This window comes from Janthinobacterium lividum (assembly GCF_034424625.1).
Classification (GTDB): Bacteria; Pseudomonadota; Gammaproteobacteria; order Burkholderiales; family Burkholderiaceae_D; genus Janthinobacterium; species Janthinobacterium lividum.
The window spans coordinates 183,881-198,675 of sequence record NZ_CP139977.1; the positions used below are offsets into that span (position 1 = coordinate 183,881).

Annotated in this window: 15 protein-coding genes; 4 read left to right on the forward strand and 11 right to left on the reverse strand. The window is 55.9% G+C overall.

The window, feature by feature from the left end; all coding sequences use genetic code 11:
• Nucleotides 1–340: 340 nt before the first annotated feature.
• Together U0004_RS29225 and U0004_RS29230 are read right to left on the reverse strand one after the other, a co-directional pair.
• The gene (locus U0004_RS29225) at nucleotides 341–811 is read right to left on the reverse strand and encodes an RES family NAD+ phosphorylase (protein WP_070253935.1); all 471 of its coding nucleotides are present in this window, start codon (nucleotides 809–811) and stop codon (nucleotides 341–343) included.
• On the reverse strand, nucleotides 808–1,359 hold the full coding sequence (locus tag U0004_RS29230; RefSeq protein ID WP_231958589.1) for an antitoxin Xre-like helix-turn-helix domain-containing protein: 552 nt from the start codon (nucleotides 1,357–1,359) through the stop codon (nucleotides 808–810). Before U0004_RS29230 ends, U0004_RS29225 begins: the two co-directional genes overlap by 4 nt.
• A 609-nt stretch (nucleotides 1,360–1,968) precedes the next feature.
• On the opposite strand from U0004_RS29230, the gene U0004_RS29235 reads away from it, so the two are divergent.
• Nucleotides 1,969–2,769, forward strand: a complete 801-nt coding sequence (locus tag U0004_RS29235; RefSeq protein ID WP_070253937.1) for a hypothetical protein — start codon at nucleotides 1,969–1,971, stop codon at nucleotides 2,767–2,769.
• Complete coding sequence (locus U0004_RS29240) at nucleotides 2,766–3,998, forward strand: tyrosine-type recombinase/integrase (protein WP_070253939.1); 1,233 nt, start codon at nucleotides 2,766–2,768, stop codon at nucleotides 3,996–3,998. The genes U0004_RS29235 and U0004_RS29240 overlap by 4 nt, the downstream gene beginning before the upstream one ends.
• Nucleotides 3,999–4,111: 113 nt before the next feature.
• On the opposite strand, the gene U0004_RS29245 is transcribed toward U0004_RS29240, so the two are convergent.
• The 4 genes from U0004_RS29245 to U0004_RS29260 all read right to left on the reverse strand — a co-directional run bounded on the left by U0004_RS29245 (nucleotide 4,112) and on the right by U0004_RS29260 (nucleotide 7,284).
• Nucleotides 4,112–4,792, reverse strand: coding sequence for a nucleotidyl transferase AbiEii/AbiGii toxin family protein (locus U0004_RS29245; RefSeq protein ID WP_231958590.1), 681 nt, complete (start codon nucleotides 4,790–4,792; stop codon nucleotides 4,112–4,114).
• Nucleotides 4,774–5,250, reverse strand: coding sequence for a helix-turn-helix transcriptional regulator (locus tag U0004_RS29250; protein ID WP_070253943.1), 477 nt, complete (start codon nucleotides 5,248–5,250; stop codon nucleotides 4,774–4,776). The genes U0004_RS29245 and U0004_RS29250 overlap by 19 nt, the downstream gene beginning before the upstream one ends.
• A gap of 330 nt (nucleotides 5,251–5,580) precedes the next feature.
• The gene (locus U0004_RS29255; protein WP_070253945.1) at nucleotides 5,581–5,898 is read right to left on the reverse strand and encodes a hypothetical protein; all 318 of its coding nucleotides are present in this window, start codon (nucleotides 5,896–5,898) and stop codon (nucleotides 5,581–5,583) included.
• 510 nt (nucleotides 5,899–6,408) lie between these two features.
• Nucleotides 6,409–7,284, reverse strand: a complete 876-nt coding sequence (locus U0004_RS29260) for a DNA-binding protein (RefSeq protein ID WP_071653616.1) — start codon at nucleotides 7,282–7,284, stop codon at nucleotides 6,409–6,411.
• A gap of 456 nt (nucleotides 7,285–7,740) precedes the next feature.
• Between U0004_RS29260 and U0004_RS29265 the strand changes: the two genes are divergently transcribed.
• Nucleotides 7,741–8,202: a hypothetical protein gene (locus U0004_RS29265; protein WP_139144066.1), complete on the forward strand. Its 462-nt coding sequence runs from the start codon at nucleotides 7,741–7,743 to the stop codon at nucleotides 8,200–8,202.
• 416 nt (nucleotides 8,203–8,618) lie between these two features.
• Here the strand turns inward: U0004_RS29265 and U0004_RS29270 are convergent, their stop codons facing one another.
• From U0004_RS29270 to U0004_RS29280, 3 genes are all read right to left on the reverse strand, one after another.
• On the reverse strand, nucleotides 8,619–9,956 hold the full coding sequence (locus U0004_RS29270; RefSeq protein WP_070253954.1) for a type II toxin-antitoxin system HipA family toxin: 1,338 nt from the start codon (nucleotides 9,954–9,956) through the stop codon (nucleotides 8,619–8,621).
• Between the two features lie 3 nt (nucleotides 9,957–9,959).
• Nucleotides 9,960–10,343, reverse strand: coding sequence for a helix-turn-helix transcriptional regulator (locus tag U0004_RS29275; protein WP_070253956.1), 384 nt, complete (start codon nucleotides 10,341–10,343; stop codon nucleotides 9,960–9,962).
• 745 nt (nucleotides 10,344–11,088) lie between these two features.
• Nucleotides 11,089–11,940, reverse strand: coding sequence for an AcaB family transcriptional regulator (locus U0004_RS29280; RefSeq protein ID WP_167468728.1), 852 nt, complete (start codon nucleotides 11,938–11,940; stop codon nucleotides 11,089–11,091).
• Between the two features lie 377 nt (nucleotides 11,941–12,317).
• On the opposite strand from U0004_RS29280, the gene U0004_RS29285 reads away from it, so the two are divergent.
• Nucleotides 12,318–13,658, forward strand: coding sequence for a recombination directionality factor (locus U0004_RS29285; RefSeq protein ID WP_070253960.1), 1,341 nt, complete (start codon nucleotides 12,318–12,320; stop codon nucleotides 13,656–13,658).
• Between the two features lie 297 nt (nucleotides 13,659–13,955).
• On the opposite strand, the gene U0004_RS29290 is transcribed toward U0004_RS29285, so the two are convergent.
• Both U0004_RS29290 and U0004_RS29295 read right to left on the reverse strand, forming a co-directional pair.
• Entirely contained in the window at nucleotides 13,956–14,225 is a 270-nt protein-coding gene (locus U0004_RS29290) for a hypothetical protein (protein WP_139144067.1), read from the reverse strand.
• Between the two features lie 128 nt (nucleotides 14,226–14,353).
• Nucleotides 14,354–14,719: a hypothetical protein gene (locus U0004_RS29295; protein ID WP_070253964.1), complete on the reverse strand. Its 366-nt coding sequence runs from the start codon at nucleotides 14,717–14,719 to the stop codon at nucleotides 14,354–14,356.
• Nucleotides 14,720–14,795 lie beyond the last annotated feature (76 nt).

Here is a 14,795-nt window from a genome sequence, read left to right on the forward strand (position 1 = left end):
CCCTGATGCCGCCATCGCTGTTTGTACAAATCTGCTCTGTGCCAGGATAGGTACGAAGTGGCACTTGTCTTCTACGTAAAGTTCTGGCGGCGGATTGTGCGGCCATTGACGGTGATGATACGAGCCACATCTTCGTAGCTCCTGTGTTCGCCTTAGGTATGCAGGTCACGTGATGAGCGATGCCATTGCTATATTGACTGGGTCAAGAAATTGCAGCATGGTTTGTCTGCGTGAGAATGAGCCACTGCCTATGGGAGCTGTATGCTTTCCCGCAGGCGGTAGTGCAGGGGATGTCTCGAGCGGTCCCTCAATCACATTGGTAGAAAATGCTTTTAGGAAGTCAGGAGAAGAAGCGTGGATCGTATATCCAACGCTTGCGGGTGGTTGCCACAATCGACTTGGCATCGCCATGCTGGGGATTAATCAATACATTGCACTCGTCGGGAACGATCACAGAAGGTACCACTAGGAGGGCGCTTGTCCCTGCAGAAATCCATCCATCACCAGTACTTCTGGCCGACATGCCTGCTGGGATGGCATCCCAGCCGTCGGGAAGTGGGTGGAGGATTTCGCGGGTATTCCACACTGGATCTGGAATATTGATTTGTACTAGATAGCGGTTGAAAGGCAGCCCACCACCACGCAGATAATGGACGGTTTCGAGGGTAGCCAAGGCGATGCTCGATGAGCAATAGACCATGGGCGTCCCCTTGCTGTTCCAGCGCCCGCCCGTCATCTTGGCACCGGTACCGCTCAGATCATCGGCAGCGTATGCTGGTGCCTCCACCGCAATGCGCCATAGTTCTGTCATGCGTATGCTCCACTCTGGTTCATGGAGAGCAATTCAGCCACCAGCTTCTGGCCTTCAAAGGTGTCCATGTAACTCGCAGGCGTTGCGCCAGCCAATGCCGGCAACGGTCTTGTCAGCCAGTCGGCCACCCAGCGAGCCGCATCGAAATCCATGGGATTGCCGGACTGCTCGACCATGCTCTGCGCCATGCCAATCAGTGTTTCGATACCAAGCACTCTTTCCGACTCATCCTTCGACAGGATGGTGGCATCTTTTTCCTTGCGGCTGATGGTGGCACGGGACAGCCCCAAGCTGGACAGCAAACTCTCTTTGCTCATACCCATGCGTGACGAGAGGCTGCTGATCGTCGACGCGGGTATGCCTTGCCGTATCACCGCGATCCGGTCCTGTGGATCAAATCCGTAGAGTGTGACTTGCACATTGATGGCGTTGTGGCGAGCTGCACGCATCTGAGGGGTAGCAGTGCCACCGGCCATTGAGCGGGCAGTCTTTACGTTGCCAGTGCGAGCTGTCAGCGCTGGCTTCAGAAGGAATTTTGACTCTGGCATGATCATCTCCTTTAAGACGTTAGTATAGCTCAAATGAGACAGCTTGCATTTGCTGCAGGCGACCTGGAGCCGGTGGGGAGCTGCGCATGGCATTGGCTCATGGAACGGTGAAGGGGAGGTCACCGCGCCCGCCTGCAGAAACATCGTTCACGGACTGAGCAAGGGGTGGGCGCAGGCAGTCAGCGGGCCAAGAGCGCAGTGCTTGCGTGGCGGAGGTCGTACCAGTACATGCTGAAATGACGGCCATGGGGTATTGCGAAGTGCCTGGAGAGCGTTAAATAGCTGCCCATCATTTTCAAACTGAGTTGAGATTAGTTTGTTTACTTAATCGCTGCTAAGTAAACTAAACGATATTTACAGGTATCTTTATACCGGTTAAACTACCTGTCACGCGGCGCTCTAGCGCCCGTCCTGAGTCCGCCCAATACCGACGGCGCCCGCCAGCGCTGCCGCAGCTGGCCCCCACACCTCGACGCGGGAGTGCATGATGTTGTCCGATGTCCCTTTGCAGCCCTTGCCACTGGCGCACGTGGCCCGTGCGACGCCGCACAATGGCGTGCTCGCCACAGGCGCGCCGTTGCACTACCGCGCCTGGCATGGGGGCAGGCCATGAGCCGCCCGTCCTTCAGCCTGGCCGATGATGAGGCGCGCGCGTTGCTGGCCTTGCTGCCTGCCATCGTGACCCGCCACGCCAATGACCTGCGCAACCACCGTCCGTTTGTACGCGACTTTGTCGCGGCTGTGCACAGCGCCACCGGTCGCACCTATGGTCCGGATGTGTACCGGCGCCTGCTGGCGGCCTATGCTCCGGAGCGCCGGCCGTCGACCACCACCCTGGCTGCCGAAAAGACTGCGTTGGAGCAGCGCCTGGCCCTGGTCCCTGCCGTTGCCTCAGTCGCTCCACAGGCAGGGGAGCGCGGGGTACCGCTGGCCGAGCTGTTGCGCCAGGTAGTGAAGGAGGCACTGGCCGCCAGCGGGCGTGACCAGGATGGCACCGAGACGCTGCTGCAGCAGCACCGTGCGCATGCCGATTACCTGCGCGAGCGGCTGGACCGTACCGAAGCGGAGCTGGCCAGCGCGCGCGAAACGGCCGCCCGCCTGGCAGCGCAGTTACAAGTAGTGCAGAGCCAGGCTGCCTTGTACCAGGAGCAATTCGCGCTGGCCCAGGCTGCGGCCGCCAAGCAGGCGCAGGCGAACGAGCAGCTGCCCCAGGCGCTGCAGGACATGCGTCAGTTTGCTTTGCGGGCGATGGATGAGGTCCGCGGCGAGACGCGCGCGGTCAAGGAGAACAACGCCTATCTGGTGCAGCAGCTGAAGGATCAGGAGGCGACGCTGGAGACGTTCCGCCAGATCGCCTACCGGCATGGCGCGCCGATTCCCGGCCAGCGTAATGGCGGGCCCGTACGATGAGCGATTTGGCCAGCTATGGATCGCAGGACGCGCTGCCGCCCGCGCACCTGTTCGGTGCAGTCAGCGACGACTGGGCAGCAGCGGATATCTGGCTGGGCGAAGTGGCCGATAACAGCCGCAACAGTTCCCGTGAGACGCTGGCTACATACCGGTTTCACCTGGCCAAGCTGCGCTGGTACTGCGAACAGATCGCCCATCTTCCTCCGTCGCGCTGGACGATTCCGGACGTCAAGGCCTTCCGCGATTTTTTAAGCGCGCTGCCGGCGCGGGCCATCTCGGCACGCGGGGCGCGCGCCGGCGACAAGGGCTACACGCCGTTTCGCAAGCAGCCGTCGCCGAGCAGCCAGGCCGATATCATGCGTTTTGCGCGCGCGATGTTCGCGGCTTTCCATGGCACCGGCTACCTGCGCGTCAACCCCATGATACTGACCCGGACACCGAAGCCGCGCCGGCTGGACACCAGCCGCTCGATTGCGCCTGACGTCTATGACCTGGTGCTGGGCGTGATGGAGCGCCAGCGGGACGAGGGGCAGGTGGCGTATCAGCGGCATTTGCGCGACCGTTTTGTCCTGGTGTTCTTGCGCGAGACGGGGCTGCGCGCCTCTGAGCTGGTGGGCGCCAGCATGGGTGCCGTGTATGCGCTGAGCGATCCGGAAGCGGGTAAAACCTACTGGGTGGTGCGCGTCGACGAGGAGGATGCCAAAGGCGCCAATGAACGTTCGATTCCGCTTACGCGCGTGGCGATGGATGCGCTGATCGCCTACCGGCTGGGTTTCGGGCTACCGGCGCTGCCCGCTCCGAACGAAGTGCAGCCCATCGTGCTGTCGCCGCGCACCCGGCCGTTGTCGATCAACGCCCGCGCCGTCAAGGGGGCGGCCGACCGGCGCTTCTTTGGCGCCTGGGGCAGCGTCACGACGCGGCAGGGACTCTACAAGATCGTCAAGGGCCGGATCACCGATGCCGCGCAGGTGCTGCAGCGCGACGGCCTGCATGATGCCGCCACCGAATTGCTGAAAGCCTCGCCGCACTGGCTGCGGCATACCTTCGCCAAGGCGACCCTGTTGCACGGGCATAGCGTAGTGGATGTAGCCGCGGCGCTGGGCCACGCCAGCGTCGATACCACGATGATCTACACGGAGCAGGGTGCGCTCGATCAAATCAGGGCGTGGGAGCGTCGCCGGCCGGGGATATTGGCCGAAGTCGAGCATACACTCCCCATCAATTACTAGAGGCGAAGTTCAGGCGAGTATTTGCACCTGCTGAATCCGTGGGCGGTGCGGCCGCTGTTGAAAGATCCGTTGGATGATGGGATCTACGTTTTGAGGGCTGCATTCGCAGCTAGCTAGATAAGCGCGACCATTCTTTGCAGCATGGTTCGGAGCACCTGGCAGGCTTCATCAAAGGTCGGGTGGTAATGGATGGCATCGACGGCATCGAACTGGATCTTGAGCGGAGCATATCGCTCGTCTAGCTGCTGGAAGATGGATTGCGCATGCCGGACCATGTACACGCGCTCAGCCATCAAGATATCGGGTTCCACTTCGGCGATCAATGCAAAGTCAAAGATATCTCGTCCGGTAATGCGATCGCCTCGGTGCCACATTTTTTTCGCAATGATTTCCACCGAGGTCTCGACCCGAACCTGGCAATTCAGGATGGTCTCGTAGACGAATCCTGGCGACGTCAGGTTGGGGGCCGCCACGAAGTCAATTTCACCTTCCTGGAGGTAGAGTTTGACGTAGCCTGCTGCTTCGACGTAGTTCGAGGTGACGGATTCGGCAACGTCGCTCAAGCGCGGTGTGACAAAGCCCAGCGACTGTGGATCTGGTACGAAGATATCGATGTCCTTGCTGAAACGATGGCCATAACGGAGCATCAGAACAGTGCCGCCACCAAACGTCCAGAATGGATCAGCACGGCCATGTTTGGCGATCTCAGCAAGTATGGTCAATGCGTGGGAAAACAGCACTTCCCAGGTTGTCGGAATGCCCGGGGCGCCGGCCATTACCAGACTGTTCTGCATACTCTCCACTCCTTCGCCCATTGACTCAAATTGCGCATGATTTTCTTTGCGGGCACTTCGGCTGTTGCTGCCTCTTCCACGGCCTTCACGACGACGGAAATGGGTGTCTCATCAAGCAATGCCATCAAGTGTGGCTGGTATTCTTCCGGCGCATGGCCGGAACGTAGCATCCATGCGAGTTTGTCGGGGCTGACGACGAGGCGATAGCTGGTACTGATACTGCGGGCGGCAACCGTCAGCGCGCTTTTCAGGCCAGAAGGCTGGGCCGTTTCCATGCTGATGCCAAAGATGTCCATGACTGCCTTGAGCTTGGTAAAACCAAGATCGTTCAAGGTGCCATTTTCCAGCTGGCTGATGGTGACACGAGACAGTCCTGAAAACTTGGCTAATTGCTCTTGCAATAGGCCAGCACGGACACGTCGATCGTGAATTTGTACACCAATTTGGGCTAAATTCATGTTATACCTCAATTTTGTAAAGCATACTTTACATTATAGCGTTCATGGGCGCGATTTCAAGGTTGATGTTGTTACGCTTGAGCAGTGCGGAATCGGGTACAAGTCATGGGTTCGTTATTGATCCTGCCAGTACTGTACTGCCCAGGTTTGACGTGAGGAGTATTTTTTAGAGCAAGTTTGTTGTGTGCCGGTGCAGTGAAGTGGCTTCAGCTGCAGGGGCATGTCATGCGCGAACTGCTCACTGATCATTGTCACTTTAAACTGTCAATTTAGCGCTGGGTAGATCAGCAAACGTGCGCCGTGCGTTTCGCTGGAGGAGCGAGTATATTTTTACTTGCCACGGGCGCGCAAATAGGCAGTGAAAACGTCCTCCGGAGTCGGTCTGTATTTGCTTTGGCTAATATGGAATTGTCTTTTAAGTGGAGTATCGGCAATCATGGCTCCTTGTCGCACGGACGCTAGCGCTACTTTTGCCTGACTGGTCGAGATGTATTTGCGCGCATCGCGATTGTGGATTTCTTCCTCAGGGTCGGCGCCCAGAGAGCGCAGCAATCGTTTTTGATATACGATCTCGACCCCCACATCGAAACGCATGCCGACAAGGTACAGCAGAGCGTGAAACTTGCTGATTTCGGTTTTTACGTTCATGGATATTGCCTTTTAGTTGGTTTGGTTTTCGCTAGTGCCCCTGTTGATGTCTCTGACGTGCGGGTCGCGTTCCTTTATGGATTTGTGTTTGCTTAGCTGTGCAGCTAATCGAGCAGTTACAGCTAAACAACATGGTCGTCGACTTCCGGCGTTGCTATAACGTCATTGCGTTACCCACGTTTGCTAGAACTTGCTGTGAGCCCTCGTTAAGCGTTGCGTACCTGCGTCATGGATGGTCCAGAGTAAATTCTTAGCCACTCACAGCAATGCGTATGCACTACTATCGCTTTCTCAACGATCTCCATGCGAGGGCTCCATGCTTTCTCTGATTGCGCTTGTATGGAGGGCTGGCGCCATCCGTATGTATTGGCTAGCGCCGCTATCTCTGGTGCAATTTAATTCAGATTGCTGTCTTATCGCTGAATTGACTAGCTGCGCCGGTTTTGGGATTTCCTGGGCGTGATGTCCGGCGTTCCGATGTGCATCGATGTATGCCAGTATCAGGCCTAGTCAGGCCGCGATCTTGCCGCGCAGTTCAGCCGTGGTCTCGATTGCCTGGCGCTCGCTGGAGCGCGAGGCTGCCAGGTTTTCCCTGAGCGAGCTGATGGTACGTTCCGCCTGTTCCAATCGTGCATTGCCCGCCTCGATGGCCACGCGTGTTGACGTCAGCTCGGCGACTTGTCGGCGCTCCCGCTCCTGGCTGGTGGTTAACTGACCTTCCAGGGACTCGATGCGCAGCTTATTCTCGGTCACGCGCTCGGCCAAATGCTCCCGCTGGGCGGTGCTAACGGCTGCCGCTTGCTCGGCAGCGGTACGTGCACGCCGTTCAGACTCGGCCTCTGCCTTTGCAGATGCCAAGTCAGCTTCCAGGCGCGGCATGGCTTCCAGTCGCATTTCCAGCTTGGCCAGTTCGGTATGAGCGCGTTCGGCACCGGAGCGTTGCGTGAGAGCTTCTTCGCGCGCGGTTGCCAGGTCGTGCTCCAATTGGTCGATACGGCCCTGGAGGGCAGCGTTGGCGTCCATGAGCTGACCGATATTGTCTTCGTGCTCTTCAAGCTGCTCCGCTAATTGCTTGTTCTCCCGCGCCAGATCCGCAGCCGTTTCTTCGCTGTTTGCCAGCTGTGATTGGACCTCCGCCGTCGCGCGTGCCACCTCCTGGCCGAAGTGTTCTTGCAGTACGCGCATCAGGACTGGGGATAGGGTGATGCCCGTTGCCTGTTGTGGCTGGCCGCTTTCCCAGTTCTTGAGCATGGGATGTACTGTCCCTGGGCTTCCGCTGCCATGTTCGGCGATGATCAGGCGAACGGTCGGTTTTGTTCCTGTGGATTTGAGACGGTTTGCAATGGCGTTGACGTGATCTTGCGTAATGGTGGCGAGACGGGGCATCTGTATCCTGAGTCTATTTTGTTACGTATCATTTGTTTCGTAACGGATGATACGTTATGAATCCTATTCGTGCAATTGCCGAGAGGTGGTGCGCTGAGCAGGGCTCTTCAAAAATGGATCCAGCTCAACCGTCGACTCTGCGCGTAGACAATTTCTCTACTTGGAACACCTCTCCAAAACGCCGCATGTGGCGCAGGTTCGTTGCGCCAACGCCCCCCGAGCTTGTTTTCCAATGGACGTACCAGCGGAGCGACGATCTCTTCGCCGTCAACGGTATCGGCGAAAGCGAGCACTTACTGGCCCTCACCTCTGTAGCGGTTACTGTTACCCGGCGGACTGGAGCAGGGCATTTTGACGATGCGCAGAGTTCAGCTTTTCGGCGCGCCTTTAGGAAATAACTGTGTTAATGTACAGTGGTTTTGATCTTAAAATGTTTAGCCAGAAAGGATGCGTTGTATGCGCTCACTTGTATGCCATCCGTTGCCGTTGAGGGCGCGCGTTTTATTTATTCGCTCCAATGGCGTACTGTTCGCATCGGAAGGAAGTCCAGAGATGACGCGCCGCTATGTCTGGGCGCCTGTTCTTGAGAGCCTGCTTGTGCCTTATCCTGATGTGTGTGTCGTTTTTCTGCGCTCAGAGGAGGAAGCGCAGGAAGCCGAGACACTCAAGGGCAACTTAGGACGGCTCGGACAGCGTGTTATCGATGTCCTGACGTCAGATGATCGCTCCATTGCTGAAACGGTGCGTGGTTGGCGGGAGCATCATCCCGAGGTGATGCAAATGTGTCTGCTGACTTCCGCTGGTGCCGCAGTTGCCGATATGGCGGACGTCATATGTGATGCTGCGCGGGGCGTCAGCGCGATCGAGGTGAAGTCGCAGCTGCAGGGCTGGTTGGAGGTGGAGCAGATGGTGGCTTGAAGTATGTTGCGCCGTGCGGATTGGGACGGCAAAAAGTGCTTTCATCAACGCTGTGCTGTCACCAGTCATGCAATGTGGCGCAATGCTGATCGTGGCAGTGGATTTTGGTTTTTCACGGATGCGACTTGGGCTTATCGAATGCATTCGCATACTGCGGATGGAAAACACGTCAAGCCGGACTAGTGCTGGCAATGCATATCGATACGCTGAGCCTCTGGCTAGTGATGCATTTTTAGGAGTGGCACCATGCCACTTATGAGCTATCGCCGAGGCGCAGCTCCACAGTATCGATGGCGCATCGGCCCTGAACCATCCGCTGACTGGGTAGATGCTCGCGTGATTGGACGGCACTTTACGTAGCGGTGGCTTGCCAATCGTTGCGCTGCCTGATTAACCGAGCGACCAAGTAAATATGTTTATGTCGGCATACCGCGCAAGCGCTGGCATTGGCGCAGCAGCCCATGGAAAATGGCCTCGGCAACGTCGACGGGGAAGTCCTGTGGAAGGAGGGCGGCCACGGTATCGACTACACCCGTGGCGCCGGCGAGTACTTCGTCAATTATCGCCTCGGCGGCAGCTGCACCGAGCCCCACTTGGCGCGCATGATTCGCCCAATGGCGACGCTGGATCTGATCGATGTGATAGTAGTTGCTTGAACCGCGTACTGCCATTGCTAACTTGGCCCGTTGATGGGCGAGCTGATGCGCACCAGGTCCGATGATCGGATGGGCAGACAAGACGTCATACAGTGGCGTTGCCTGAAATTGACTGTTCGGAAGGTGGAAAATACTAAAGTTCTTGGCGTGGCCATCGGTGGCAGCCAGTAACCAGAAGATGAGTTGCGTTTTAAAGAAACGCGCCCGGTCAATTTCCGCCTGTGTGGAACCGAGCAACATGTCCATGATCTGTGTGATCCCTGGTCCGCCATCGGACTGGTACTTCTGCAGCGGCGATGTGCCTGTGGCCTGACAAAAGTCCTCTTGGGGCAAACGCACGATCCAGCTGCCGTCTTGTGCGCGTCGGCGGTCGAAACGTTCGACGACCAGCGCTTTCATACCATCAAATGTTTCTATCGTGCAGGAGGCTGTTGGTAGTCCAAAGGCCCGCATTATGTGCGAACAGAGCCATTCATTTTCGACGGAGGTGCGCATATCCGCCTGCATGTTACCCACCAATCCCATTGGCAATTTCACGATATGGGTCGTTGGGGTATTCCCAGTTGGCCGATTCCATTGGCCTTGATGCCATAAAAGGGCGGTTTTCTCCTGCGCACCGGCGATCGACAGGCGCAGATCGGTCTGGTCTTCGGCCTGGCCAAATGGGGTGTCTGCGAGCGTGTTGCGCAATAGGCGGGCGACGCCGGCTGCATCCAGTACATCACCAGTGATCGAAAATAGATCAACGGGCTGTTCATCTGGCGGGAGCAGCTGGATCGCGCCAACGCAGTCGCGCCCGACAGCCGCTAGGAGCTGATATGGCTCAATGCCTTCGGTACGGAAGTGTAGGGCCATGCGGCGGCGGATTTGGTCACTGTCGGGAAGCAGATTATCGAAGTAGTACTGCACCATGGGGCCGCGGTACGCTTCGTTGTGCGGCTTGAATGGCATCGAGAGTGAGAGCGGCCTGCTGGCGTCATCGGCTAGCCATGTATCGAAATACGTGAATGCATATTTTCCGGGCATGGCGTCCCAAAACCCCACCGGGGTGCCGTTCAACCAGACGTTGAGACGCTGAGTATGTGCTTTTCTTCCCATGGATTACCAAATCTCTTTCTTCGCGGACGGCGGGGTGATTTTTGCCGGCGCCTGTATTCCTTTGGCCTGTTTGGGGCCGTTTGGGCCGGCCTTTGTTGGGCGGGGCAGGGCAGGAGTGCTTAAGGGCGTACCTATCAAGGTGGGCGGCATGTCGTCGGGCTGATCTGGTTCGTTGCTGCCGGCTAGTACGAGTTCGACACCGAGCAGGCGCAGTACCAGGTAGAGGCGTTCCACACTAGTCGATGCGGGATTAGCTTCGATTTGCGCGTAACTTTGCTGTGTTATGCCGAGCTGTTCTGCCAGAGCTTGTTGCGTCAGGCCGGCTTGCTTGCGAAAGCTGACCAGCAGGGGGCGTATTTGCTGAAGTGTTCGGATTGGATAGCGCATGAGGTAACTCCGGCTGTATTTTTCACAGTATATACATTGTAAATACCAAATACAACCTTTGGCTTGTATATTAAATTTACAGTCCATAGACTGTAATTTTTGTTGGTGGAATGCTGTTTCTGTTGTGTATATTCGCCTCATGAAGTTATCCCCGCTTTCGGTGCACAAGCATGTGTATAACTTATTGACCTTGCCCTGAAAGGCGCAAACCGCATGGTTTGCGGACAGGTGCTGCTTTTATAGTCAGTGTCAGCCTTGCGGTATTTACTGAGCGTTTTCACCGATCTGCATGACGTCAACCTCGCACCGTTTAGCAAACATATGAATGTGTCCAACGTCGAGTATGATCAGCTGTTCACTTCAGGAGGCAGTATTCCTGATCTATTTTTACAGCGGGATACTCCGGCCAGACGGCCTCCGTCAATCGTTACCCAATATGCGAGAGCGCGGCAATTAAAGCGGCAGAAAATATTCTCAAGTGTGAGCCCAAATTAAGAAATTTCTCATGCAATCAACGGTTTGCAAAAAATGTAAACAGGCAGATAAAGCGGCAGAAAAATGTTCATTTTTTTTGCTGGGCCGACCTGATATTGCTGAGTGACCGCCGACTGCAGGAAAAACCTGCACTGCCGAAAGCATCATGTTGCCTCCGGCAAGGGGACGTCTGAATCGCCACGAGTCTTTCAGATACCTTGCCACAACGTGGCACAAATGGCGATCGAAACCTCAATTCCCGCTGCGAGAGTCAGACAGGCTCAGGGATGGCGGGCATAATTGGCTCGCTCGGGCCGGCTGGCTCGCCGGCACCCACTCCAGCGGGGGGAGTCATTGCGGCTTCCGATTCGCAGGTCATCATTTCCATGCCATTAGAGTGGGCACTATCAGAAATCGCATCGCCAGCAACCTGACCATCAGACGCCGATGCATTGACTACCGGATGGTCGCTCTGCTCAGGTTCATTTTTTTTAGGTGCAGCGGTTTTGTTGGTGTTGGCAAGAGCCGCGCTTTTCCTCTGCAGGCCAATCTTGAGCGTACGGACGATGCCGCCAACGCTACGCACCATTCTTTTAAAAAGGTTCTTCTTGATACTGAGCTGGCTTTCAGAGATGAGTTCGTCAATGGCTAACGTTTCCAGCATGGGCATCAACTGATCGACTTTACCAATGAGCTCCAGTAGTCGGCGACCAATCTTTCCAAGCATACGTACCTCAAGCGTGAGCGGTTCAATCACATAGGTTGCCAGGGAATCGATGTTGTTCTTGTGAAGCTCCTGCTCCACCCTGACCATTTCCTTGTCGATGCTGTCTATTTTTTCTTCGACAAGCTCAAGTACTTGCTTTTCAACCTGTTCGATATCGGTATCAGGTAAAGAAAGTCGGGCAATTTTGGAGATGTAGTGCATGTGGAGCTGCGTAATATCAAAATAGCGGAGGAACAGACGCTTTCCTTCTGGGCTGGAAAGGCTCATTTTGACGATGCGACCGGCTGACTCGACCGGGGCGAGTGACTCCAGCGCCTGGCGTTGCAGCAATTTTTGATTCATCTCGCCGTGATCCTGACGGATCACGCTGACGTTACCGTTTGTCGGATTCATCATCTTCCCCTCACTCGTTTGCCACTGCGTAGCCCCATGTTGGTCCATTTCCCTGCATGTTGTTGACCAATAAACTGCCGTTTTGACGGGGTATTTGCGTTGGTATTGCTAACCAATGAGCCAAAAAATGCTATTTGTAAGAGGATCTCTGCATCGTTTCCACATCTGCAAGTGTGCGGATAGATGCCTTGTCCGCCAACTAACCCGATCCAGGCTCCTTCGCTAGTTCATTTTCCTCTGACGCCGGACAGTGGCGATCACCTGGTTCATTTCCCTATATGTCTATTGCCGCGCCATGTGAAAGACCAGGGTTGACTTGGATGCGGTGCAGGCGACCATGGAAGCACATACCAACTCGTGCAACCGTAAAGGAGTGGAATATGAACCATGGCGAAATAGCGTTGCGTAATGCCCAAGCTGCTCCAGTCACCGTGCTGGGGCACCGCATAAAACGTATCCCTACCGCTGGGAAAATTCATGCCGGCATCCAGATCCTGACACCCGATGCGGCGAAACACCGGGATATTGTTGCCATTTATGAGCAGGGTGTGACGCAGAACATCTCGTTTCAGAAAATCTCTCATCGGATACTGGAGCAGTTTCCTCAGATTAAGAAACCCTTGATACCGAAAAATGTCCCCTGGTTTACCGTCCGCCCGGAAGACTTTCCCAATCGTGACATACCCGGACAGATCATGCATTTGTACGGGGAGGACCGTGGCGAAGGGCTGCGTCTGTACCGATTCCCGGTTATTTTTCCAACCGACATATGGCAGCTGTTCATGCCGCATGAGCTGGCGACATGGAGTGCCAACGAGAAGCGGTACTGGAGCGAGTATTCCGCCGACGGCCGGACACGGCATTGCATGATGTTCGTGCCGGCCAAGGTAGCGGCGGGCAGCACGCGGATCATCCGTACCTTCGGCGGACGAGCAAAGCAACTGCGGCCCGACAATCATGGCATTTGCGATCCTGAATGCTGCCCGCAATTCCAGGCACGGCAATGCAATCTCTCTGGGCGTTTTGTGTTCTACGTTCCTGGCGTCCAATCGATCGATGCCTTTGAACTGGCGACCAACAGCATCTATGCAATGAGCCGTGCCATTGAGCGGTTGGAAGCAGTGTCCTGTCTGCGTGGAGGGAAAATTGGAGGATACCTGGATTCAAATCGATCTACTTTCTACATCACGAAGATGTTGCGCGAGGTGTCGCGTATTGGTGATGATGGACGTCCTGTGAAGACCGCTCAATGGATCATCGAGCTCCAGGCCCCCATTGATGTCGCCGTGCTGCTGACGAATCAGTGCGATGGGGAGGCATTGCAGCTGACGGATCCATCACCAACCCTGTTGAATGGTACGGGTCCTGTCGAGCTTGAGCCGGCTAACGTCGCTGGAGATGAGCCTGGCGAACTGCCCGATTCCGCTGCGCGCATAGCAGCAGGTGACGATGGCGGCGCGACGGTACAGAATAGTGGTGCGTCGAATGCAGGGGCCGGGGAGGGTAGTTTAGAACCTACCGACTTGGGTGAAATGTGGGTCCTGCTGGGCGAGATGGGGATTGTTCGAAGCGATTTTGAGAGCTACGCTGCTAAGAAATGGGGGAGCGGCTGGCGTATCAACCCGCGTGGACGCGCACGCGTGTATGACGAGCTGAAGCGTCATACGAGTCACCCGGAAGGGTTGAAAGATCAGATCGAGACGGTGATTGGCCTAGTGTAATCGATGGGAGATGTCCGCAAAACTAGTTGCCTTGATGAGGTAAGAGTAGAGCCATACAGAAAATGACAGTTGAAAAAATCGCCGAGTAACACGTCGGCGATTCTGTAGGGGCGGTCAGACTATGATGTTTTCACACTGCGTTGTTTCTTCGTCTGTCGAACGTAGTGCCAGGTAATAGCCACTGCAACCACCGCAGCAGCAATGTCGATCGATATAATTATGTTGGCGAATGACATGCTATTCCTCCAGTTATTTCCCTGTGAAGAAAGTGTAGTTCATTTGCGCATAGCGGCAAGCCTATTCGGTTGTATTTTCTTCACTGCGGCTGCTGGGCTCTTGTGGCATTGTCCTGGATCCTTGCTTTATTTTTGTCTCCATGTCTTCGATGCCGGCGATAATGGTCGTACAGACACGGCAAACGACAAACAAGCCAAGGGCGACCAGAGCGGTGGTACGAGGAATGGCGCTGAATGCGCCCAGGACGGCGCTGGCGAATGATCCGGTTTCCAGGTGTTTAAGTGCCTGCAGGGCGGTTCGTTGGGCTTTCTTATTGAACGTAAAACGCATTTTCAATGCCTCCATTGAAAAAACGTGGCCCGCCTGACCGGGACACATATCCTCCTTAGTAGGAGGCAGTCCAGGTCAGGCTGGATGCCGGCAAGATACCGGCGTGAAGTAGTCATCCAGTCATCAGATCATGTGCCAGATGGCGTTTGTTGTTCCTCCAAAAGATAACTGGAATTGCCGTCATGAGTTCTGCGTTCAGGACCGGGAAGCAGGCCGCTATCTGCCTGCAGCTGAACTCTATGAAGGCTGGTATCCATGGCCATGCATGCACGCAGCCATTGCGCGAAATGGTAGCCATTTCTCCAGGCATGGCTTAGTGCAGGTGCTCCGAGCAACATGAGCGGCGGCTGCATGTAGCCGCGTACCGCATCTACCATGCCATCAGCTTCGGCATGAGCGGCCGCAGCATCCATTGCCTGCCGTGCGGCGCTCGAGTTGAACAGCCGGTTGGTCTGGGCCAGGATAAAACTGACCCGCGTAAAAAAGCTACGCATGGTTTTCTCCATTGAAAAAGATGAGAATCGAGGCGTTCGTGTCGATCAGTGGCAGGATCTTGGGTATTGCGATCCA

What these genes read in the sequence shown, in the direction of transcription:
- U0004_RS29230 (WP_231958589.1), bottom strand. Translation starts at nt 1,359, where the DNA reads ATGCCAGAGTCAAAATTCCTTCTGAAGCCAGCGCTGACAGCTCGCACT.
- U0004_RS29290 (WP_139144067.1), bottom strand. Translation starts at nt 14,225, where the DNA reads ATGCGTTTTACGTTCAATAAGAAAGCCCAACGAACCGCCCTGCAGGCA.
- U0004_RS29250 (WP_070253943.1), bottom strand. Translation starts at nt 5,250, where the DNA reads ATGAATTTAGCCCAAATTGGTGTACAAATTCACGATCGACGTGTCCGT.
- U0004_RS29260 (WP_071653616.1), bottom strand. Translation starts at nt 7,284, where the DNA reads ATGCCCCGTCTCGCCACCATTACGCAAGATCACGTCAACGCCATTGCA.
- U0004_RS29265 (WP_139144066.1), top strand. Translation starts at nt 7,741, where the DNA reads ATGCGCTCACTTGTATGCCATCCGTTGCCGTTGAGGGCGCGCGTTTTA.
- U0004_RS29280 (WP_167468728.1), bottom strand. Translation starts at nt 11,940, where the DNA reads ATGATGAATCCGACAAACGGTAACGTCAGCGTGATCCGTCAGGATCAC.
- U0004_RS29240 (WP_070253939.1), top strand. Translation starts at nt 2,766, where the DNA reads ATGAGCGATTTGGCCAGCTATGGATCGCAGGACGCGCTGCCGCCCGCG.
- U0004_RS29235 (WP_070253937.1), top strand. Translation starts at nt 1,969, where the DNA reads ATGAGCCGCCCGTCCTTCAGCCTGGCCGATGATGAGGCGCGCGCGTTG.
- U0004_RS29255 (WP_070253945.1), bottom strand. Translation starts at nt 5,898, where the DNA reads ATGAACGTAAAAACCGAAATCAGCAAGTTTCACGCTCTGCTGTACCTT.
- U0004_RS29295 (WP_070253964.1), bottom strand. Translation starts at nt 14,719, where the DNA reads ATGCGTAGCTTTTTTACGCGGGTCAGTTTTATCCTGGCCCAGACCAAC.
- U0004_RS29245 (WP_231958590.1), bottom strand. Translation starts at nt 4,792, where the DNA reads ATGCAGAACAGTCTGGTAATGGCCGGCGCCCCGGGCATTCCGACAACC.
- U0004_RS29285 (WP_070253960.1), top strand. Translation starts at nt 12,318, where the DNA reads ATGAACCATGGCGAAATAGCGTTGCGTAATGCCCAAGCTGCTCCAGTC.
- U0004_RS29270 (WP_070253954.1), bottom strand. Translation starts at nt 9,956, where the DNA reads ATGGGAAGAAAAGCACATACTCAGCGTCTCAACGTCTGGTTGAACGGC.
- U0004_RS29275 (WP_070253956.1), bottom strand. Translation starts at nt 10,343, where the DNA reads ATGCGCTATCCAATCCGAACACTTCAGCAAATACGCCCCCTGCTGGTC.
- U0004_RS29225 (WP_070253935.1), bottom strand. Translation starts at nt 811, where the DNA reads ATGACAGAACTATGGCGCATTGCGGTGGAGGCACCAGCATACGCTGCC.